6 protein-coding genes and 1 CRISPR repeat array are annotated in these 6,840 nt (G+C 71.7%); all 6 genes read left to right on the top strand.

What is annotated here, in order from left to right; translation table 11 throughout:
- Window positions 1-18 precede the first annotated feature (18 nt).
- Genes casB through cas2e form a run of 6 tightly spaced genes read left to right on the top strand, consistent with a single transcriptional unit; the run spans window position 19 to window position 4,528 of the window.
- The gene (gene casB, locus ACFYWQ_RS41515; protein WP_389525393.1) at window positions 19-648 is read left to right on the top strand and encodes a type I-E CRISPR-associated protein Cse2/CasB; all 630 of its coding nucleotides are present in this window, start codon (window positions 19-21) and stop codon (window positions 646-648) included.
- A complete protein-coding gene (cas7e, locus tag ACFYWQ_RS41520; RefSeq protein WP_389525396.1) occupies window positions 645-1,763 on the top strand; it encodes a type I-E CRISPR-associated protein Cas7/Cse4/CasC in 1,119 nt (372 codons plus the stop codon). Before casB ends, cas7e begins: the two co-directional genes overlap by 4 nt.
- Window positions 1,760-2,554, top strand: coding sequence for a type I-E CRISPR-associated protein Cas5/CasD (gene cas5e / locus ACFYWQ_RS41525; protein WP_389525399.1), 795 nt, complete (start codon window positions 1,760-1,762; stop codon window positions 2,552-2,554). Before cas7e ends, cas5e begins: the two co-directional genes overlap by 4 nt.
- The gene (gene cas6e / locus ACFYWQ_RS41530) at window positions 2,551-3,201 is read left to right on the top strand and encodes a type I-E CRISPR-associated protein Cas6/Cse3/CasE (protein ID WP_389525401.1); all 651 of its coding nucleotides are present in this window, start codon (window positions 2,551-2,553) and stop codon (window positions 3,199-3,201) included. The genes cas5e and cas6e overlap by 4 nt, the downstream gene beginning before the upstream one ends.
- Window positions 3,202-3,257: 56 nt before the next feature.
- Entirely contained in the window at window positions 3,258-4,211 is a 954-nt protein-coding gene (cas1e, locus tag ACFYWQ_RS41535; protein ID WP_389525415.1) for a type I-E CRISPR-associated endonuclease Cas1e, read from the top strand.
- On the top strand, window positions 4,211-4,528 hold the full coding sequence (cas2e, locus tag ACFYWQ_RS41540; protein WP_389525404.1) for a type I-E CRISPR-associated endoribonuclease Cas2e: 318 nt from the start codon (window positions 4,211-4,213) through the stop codon (window positions 4,526-4,528). Before cas1e ends, cas2e begins: the two co-directional genes overlap by 1 nt.
- Window positions 4,529-4,545: 17 nt before the next feature.
- A CRISPR array of direct repeats spans window positions 4,546-6,604; the repeat unit is 29 nt; unit sequence GTCCTCCCCGCCGACGCGGGGGTGTTCCG.
- Window positions 6,605-6,840 lie beyond the last annotated feature (236 nt).

Genomic DNA, 6,840 nt, shown 5'->3' on the forward strand with positions numbered 1-6,840 from the left:
CCGCATCAGGGATGCCTCATGACCGATTCCGTGCCGGCAGCGTCTGCCCCGCCGAATTCCCCGACCGTCCGTGTCTCGGACCGGTTCGTCGCCTACACGCACCACCTGTGCGAGTCCAAGCAGGCCCGTGCCGCCCTGCGGCGCGGGCTCGGGCTGCCGGTGGAGCGGTGCAACTACATGCACCGCTACCTGGTGCCGTGGCTGCGCGACCACGACGACCAGCACCATGCCGATGTCCGGCGGGCGTACTACGCGGCGGCCTCGCTGATCGCCGCACGTCCCCGCATCGCCCGCGACACCACACCCGACGAGAGCGTGTCCGTCTCCTGGTACGAGCGGCCCAACCTGGGCGCCTCGCTCGGGCAGGCCGTCACCGCGGGCGTCCTCAAGGAGAACTCCGCCGAAAGCGCTCTTCACCTGATGGCCCGGCAGAGCAGCGACGCCGTCCACCCGGGCCTGCCCGCCCTCGTCCGCCAGCTCCTGGGCGGCGGCATCACGGTCGACTGGGCGGTCCTCCTGGAGGACCTCGCCTGGTGGAACCGCAGCCGCGACCGCATCGCCACCCGCTGGCTCGAGAGCTACTTCCGCACCGCCAGCGGCACGACCGACCCCGCCCCCTCCGATTCCGCCGAGGAGAACGACCGATGACTCTCTACCTGGACCTGAGCGCCCTGCAGTCGGTGCCCGCCGCCAACCTCAACCGTGACGACCTCGGCTCCCCCAAGCAGGTGCGCTACGGCAACGCACCCCGCATCCGGGTCTCCAGCCAGTCCTGGAAGCGGGTCATCCGTCTCGGCGTCGAGCAGGACCTCGGGGAGAAGGCCGCCCGCACCCGCCTGGTGCCGGCGAAAGTGCAGCACGCCCTGGAGAACACCGGCTGGCCCACCGAGCTCGCCGCATTCGCCGGAGCACAGGTCGCCGCGAGCGCCGGGAAGAAGGGCATCGGCACCGAATCGGCCGGCCACACCTCGGTCCTGCTGTTCCTGCCAGAGGCGGCCATCGGCGAACTGGCCGCAGTGTGCACCGAGCACCAAGAGGCCCTTCAGGCGGCCCAGGGCAAGAAGAAGCCCGGCCAGGTACTGCCACCCGAGAAGATCGAGGCGATCCTCAAGCGGCGCACCGCCTCCATCAGTCTGCTGGGCCGCATGCTCGCCGAGCTCCCGGACGCCAACGTGGACGGGGCGGCCCAGGTCGCCCACGCGTTCACCACGCACGCCGCCGAGCCGCAGCGTGACTACTTCACCGCCGTCGACGACTGGCTGGGCGAGGCCGAGACCGGCAGCGGTCACCTCGACACCGCCGAGTTCAGCGCCGGCGTCTTCTACCGGTACGCGACCGTCAACGTCGCCGACCTGCTGAACAACCTGGAAGGCGACGTCAAGGCCGCCCGGACCGTACTCAGCTCCTTCGCCGAGCACTTCCTGCTCTCCCTCCCGCAGGCCAAAAAGAACAGCACCGCCCCGCACACCGTCCCGGACCTGACCTACCTCGCCGTGCGGGAACACCGGCCGCTCTCCCTGGCCGCGGCCTTCGAGACCCCCGTCACCGGCGACCAGCAAGGCGGCTTCTCCCAGCCCTCCCGCCAGGCCCTCGACGCCTACGCCGGCAACATCAACCGCCTCACCGGCAACCGCAACCGCCGCTTCCACGGCCACACCGTCATCAACCCCGCCGAGAAGTACACCGGACTCGGCACCGCACACGACTCCTTCGACCAGCTGATCGACGCCGCCGTCGACGCCGCCGTGGAGACCCAGCAGTGAGCGGGCTCCTGCTGCGCCTGGCCGGCCCCCTGCAATCCTGGGGTGAACGGTCCGCGTTCACCCCGGTGCGGGACACCGCGCCCTTCCCCACCCGCTCCGCACTGATCGGAATGTTCGCCGCGGCCGAGGGAATCGGCCGCGACGAGGCAGGCCTCGACCGCTACCAGGACCTGCGGCTCACCGTGCGCGTGGACCGGCCGGGCGTCCGCCTCGTCGACTACCACACCGTCGGCGGCGGCTTCCCCAAGGACCGCACCGCCGCCACCAGCGGAGGCAGCAACAAAGGCGCCGCCGTCATCACCCACCGCCACTACCTGTCCGACGCGGTGTTCGTCGTCGCCGTCACCGCAACCGACGAGACCGTCGAGCGCCTCTCGGCTGCCCTGAGCCGCCCGCACTGGGCGCCCTATCTGGGCCGCCGCTCCTGCGTCCCCGACGAGCCGTTCCTCCTGCGCCGCCACGCCGACAACCCCGAGGAAGAACTCCGCACCCGGGTCCCGCTCAGCCGCACCGCACCCCAGGCGAAAGACGGCGACAGCCCGGAAACCGGGACGATCGCCGTGGAATTCCTCCGGGAACGGCCATCACCCCCCAGCGGTTCCGCAGCGCCCGTACCGGTCGACGTCATCGACGTGAACGATGTGCCGGTGAGCTTCGCCCAGCACGGCCGCAGCCACACCGGCCGCCGCCTCCACCGCACCGTGGAACCGGTGCCCCGCTCCCTCGCAGGACCCCCGGAAACCCTGATGCAGCGCCTGATCGACTACGCCCACCTCGAGGAAAGCGCATGAACGGCCACCCGGTGATCGCACGCATCCGCCTCAACCCGCACAGCCGGGACGTGCAGCGGGACCTGCGCGACGCCACCCAGATGCACCGCACCGTCATGCGGATGGTCCCCGACGGCCTCGGCGACGCCCCCCGGCAGCAGGCCGGGCTGCTGTACCGCCTGGACGAGACCGACACCTCCAGCACCCTCCTCGTCCAGGCCGCCAGGCTCGACCCGACACTCCTGCCCACCGGGTACGGCCAGGCCGACGTCAAGAGCCTCGCCCCGATGTTCACCGCACTGCGCAAAGGACTCGGGGTCCGCTACCGCATCGTCGTCAACCCCGCCAAACGGGAACGGCTCTCCCTGCAGGAGAAGGGGAAGCGGGGCCGGATCGTTCCGCTCTCCGGCGCCGACGCCGACCAGTGGTGGCTCCGCCGGGCCGCCGAAGCCGGCCTCGACCTCAACGTCCTGACCTCCACCAGCATGGAGCCGGTTCGCCCCCGCGGCCGAGACGCCCCCCGCATGCGGCACAGCCTGCTCCGCTACGACGGCACCGCCACCGTCACCGACCCCGACGCCCTCCGAGACGCCGTCACGCACGGCATCGGACGCAGCAAACCCTACGGCGCGGGACTGCTCAGCCTCGCACCCGCGAGAACCACGTGAGCGCGCCACGACGGGGCGGCGACGCACGCAGACGCCTCGCCGCCCCCACCCTTGCCATGCTCCCCCGCGTCGCGGACTCCCTGTCCTTCCTCTACCTCGACATGGTCCGCGTGGTGCAGGACGACACCGGAGTGTGCGCGCAGATCCAGACCGACGAACACCGCACCGACCTCGTATACATCCCCACCGCCGCCCTGTCCTGCCTGCTCCTCGGCCCGGGCGTCTCCATCACCACCCCGGCCCTGACCACCCTCGCCCGCCATGGCACCAGCGTCGTCTGCGTCGGAGCCGGCGGCATCCGTGCCTACGCGGGCATCCTCCCGGACTCTCTCACCACCCACTGGCTCGAACAACAGGTCGCGACATGGGCCGACCCGGCACGGCGCCTCGAGGTCGCCGTCCGCATGTACCGGATGCGCTTCAAGGAAGCCGACGTACCCACATCCGTCACCCTGGACCAGCTCCGCGGTATGGAAGGCCAGCGCATGAAAGCCTTCTACAAGATCCTCGCGCAGCAGCACGGCATCGGACGCTTCCGCCGCAACTACCGACCCGACCAATGGGACACCCAGGACCCCGTCAACCTCGCCCTGTCCGCCGCCAACACCTGCCTGTACGGCATCGTCCACGCAGCCCTGCTCGCCCTCGGACTCTCCCCGGCCCTCGGCTACGTCCACACCGGCACCCAGCACGCCTTCGTCTACGACATCGCCGACCTCTACAAAGCCGACATCACACTCCCCCTCGCATTCGCCCTCCACAGCTCCGACAACCCCGAACAAGAAGCCCGCCGCCGCTTCCGCGAAGACCTCCGACTCCTACGCCTCCTGCCCCGCATAGTCCAGGACGTCCAATCCCTGCTGACCCCGTCCCACACCCCTACGACCACAACCGATGACAACCTCGACGAGGAACACTCCGAACGGCATGACGTGCGGATGGTCCACCTCTGGGACCCCAAAGCCGGAGTCCTCCCAGCAGGCGTCAACTACGCCCAAGGAGGCGACTGATGCCCTCCATGGTCGTCATCGCCACCACCGCAGTCCCCGACCATCTGCGCGGCGCCCTCAGCCGATGGACCAGCGAAGTAGTGCCCGGCATCTTCGTCGGCAGTGTCTCGGCCCGCGTCCGCGATGAACTCTGGCAGGCCGTCACCGAGACCGTGGGCAACGGCGCTGCCATCCTCGTCCACCCCGCCGCCACAGAACAGGGCTACGCCATCCGAACCGCAGGAACCCGCCGACGGGTCCCCATCGACTTCGACGGCCTTACCCTGATCCGTATGACCGCCGCACCGAAGGTAAAAGAAATGCAATCCCCATCTTAAAGTGCAGGTCAGAAAGGGTCCTCCCCGCCGACGCGGGGGTGTTCCGGAGCGGCCCCACTCCCGGCGGACCGTGTCCGCGTCCTCCCCGCCGACGCGGGGGTGTTCCGTACGGCAACTGCACCCGGCGCGAGCTGGAGCAGTCCTCCCCGCCGACGCGGGGGTGTTCCGAGCTTCGACGAGCTCGCCGACACCCTCATGGGGTCCTCCCCGCCGACGCGGGGGTGTTCCGATCTACCAGGACGCCTACCGGCAGTCCTCCGGGTCCTCCCCGCCGACGCGGGGGTGTTCCGGCCTGGAGTTCGACTACGAGGACCCGACGCCTGTCCTCCCCGCCGACGCGGGGGTGTTCCGTCGGCGTTGGCGTAGTGGGCGGAGAGGCCTTCGTCCTCCCCGCCGACGCGGGGGTGTTCCGCCGAACGCATCAGGGTCCACGAGCAGCGCGGCGTCCTCCCCGCCGACGCGGGGGTGTTCCGCCACCAGGGCCGAGGCATCCGGCGCCGACCAGGTCCTCCCCGCCGACGCGGGGGTGTTCCGGGGTCTCCCAGGGAAGTAGTCGGCACGCCCGGGTCCTCCCCGCCGACGCGGGGGTGTTCCGCAGGTCACCACGCAGGTGGGCGGTCGCCATCAGTCCTCCCCGCCGACGCGGGGGTGTTCCGTCCACCCCATGGCGGTCGTCCGGGGTGAACTCGTCCTCCCCGCCGACGCGGGGGTGTTCCGCCGCGGATGCCCGCGCGGACGGAGACACCGCCGTCCTCCCCGCCGACGCGGGGGTGTTCCGCGGGACCCCCATGGGACCCCCCTCAATCTGTCGTCCTCCCCGCCGACGCGGGGGTGTTCCGCCGGGGTCGGCCTGCGCCATGTCGCTCAGCACGTCCTCCCCGCCGACGCGGGGGTGTTCCGCTGTGGCTCGGGTACGAGGCCGAGGGCGTGAAGTCCTCCCCGCCGACGCGGGGGTGTTCCGTCCGGGGCGGTGATCGAGCGGCTGGCAGCCAAGTCCTCCCCGCCGACGCGGGGGTGTTCCGGCGGACGGCACCCCGAAGGCCAAACCGGGGCGGTCCTCCCCGCCGACGCGGGGGTGTTCCGGACGCGGGGGTGTTCCGGTGGCTGCCGCGGACGCATGCGCGGTTGCGGCGTCCTCCCCGCCGACGCGAGGGTGTTCCGAGCCCGAGTCGGGTGATGGCGGCGGTGGGCGCGTCCTCCCCGCCGACGCGGGGGTGTTCCGAACGCCGCGTACGCCTCTCGCCTCACCTGCTGGTCCTCCCCGCCGACGCGGGGGTGTTCCGGTGGTGCCGGACGTGGTGGCCGTGGTGGTGCCGTCCTCCCCGCCGACGCGGGGGTGTTCCACGAACTCCGGCGCGTCCGAAACGGTGCCGGGCGTCCTCCCCGCCGACGCGGGGGTGTTCCGCCGTCCCGGGCCAAGGAAGCCGGTTTGCTGGCGTCCTCCCCGCCGACGCGGGGGTGTTCCGCGCCACGCCTACCGCGCCGCCCGCGAACTGGTGTCCTCCCCGCCGACGCGGGGGTGTTCCGTAGAACGAGGGGTCCGCTCATGTCCGAGCTTCGTCCTCCCCGCCGACGCGGGGGTGTTCCGTTGATGGGCGGTAGGCAGGCCCGATCGCGGATGTCCTCCCCGCCGACGCGGGGGTGTTCCGCGCACCGGGGCGGTCGAGTCGTCGCTCGGCACGTCCTCCCCGCCGACGCGGGGGTGTTCCGCTGGTCGACGGTCGTCACAGGGCGCCGTCCTTGTCCTCCCCGCCGACGCGGGGGTGTCCCGCCGAGGTCGACAGCCTCCACCAGGGCCTGGGCGTCCTCCCCGCCGACGCGGGGGTGTTCCGCTGCGGGCACGTGTGGGGCGGAGGCGCGGCTAGTCCTCCCCGCCGATGCGGGGGTGTTCCGTCCAGAAACTCGGCCGTCCCCCAGGTCCGGCCGTCCTCCCCGCCGACGCGGGGGTGTTCCGTAGGGCGACTCGAACCCCCAGTGCGCGCGGCCGTCCTCCCCGCCGACGCCGGGGTGTTCCGGAGTAACCACCGTGCGTGATGATCGGGCGATGGTCCTCCCCGCCGACGCGGGGGTGTTCCGCCCCACGGCGTGCAGCGCGTCGGCCGGAGCCGCCGCGTCCGTGCCGCCTCACCCGCGACCATCTACCTGGCCGGACTCCACATCGCAGGCATCTTTTTCTGGTCCGCACGCTGATCCGAACGCCCCCTGGTTCACGCCTCATCGTCCGCCGACCGTGCCAGGTACGCGTGGTTGTCCTCGATGAGGTGGTCCAGCGCGTCCCTGGCGGCGGCGAGGCCGTCGATGGCCTCGGACAG

Source organism: Streptomyces sp. NPDC003247, assembly GCF_042888135.1.
Taxonomy (GTDB): domain Bacteria; phylum Actinomycetota; class Actinomycetes; order Streptomycetales; family Streptomycetaceae; genus Streptomyces.

Coding starts and splice junctions, on each gene's coding strand:
- cas1e (WP_389525415.1), top strand. CDS start 3,258: ATGCTCCCCCGCGTCGCGGACTCCCTGTCCTTCCTCTACCTCGACATG.
- cas7e (WP_389525396.1), top strand. CDS start 645: ATGACTCTCTACCTGGACCTGAGCGCCCTGCAGTCGGTGCCCGCCGCC.
- casB (WP_389525393.1), top strand. CDS start 19: ATGACCGATTCCGTGCCGGCAGCGTCTGCCCCGCCGAATTCCCCGACC.
- cas2e (WP_389525404.1), top strand. CDS start 4,211: ATGCCCTCCATGGTCGTCATCGCCACCACCGCAGTCCCCGACCATCTG.
- cas6e (WP_389525401.1), top strand. CDS start 2,551: ATGAACGGCCACCCGGTGATCGCACGCATCCGCCTCAACCCGCACAGC.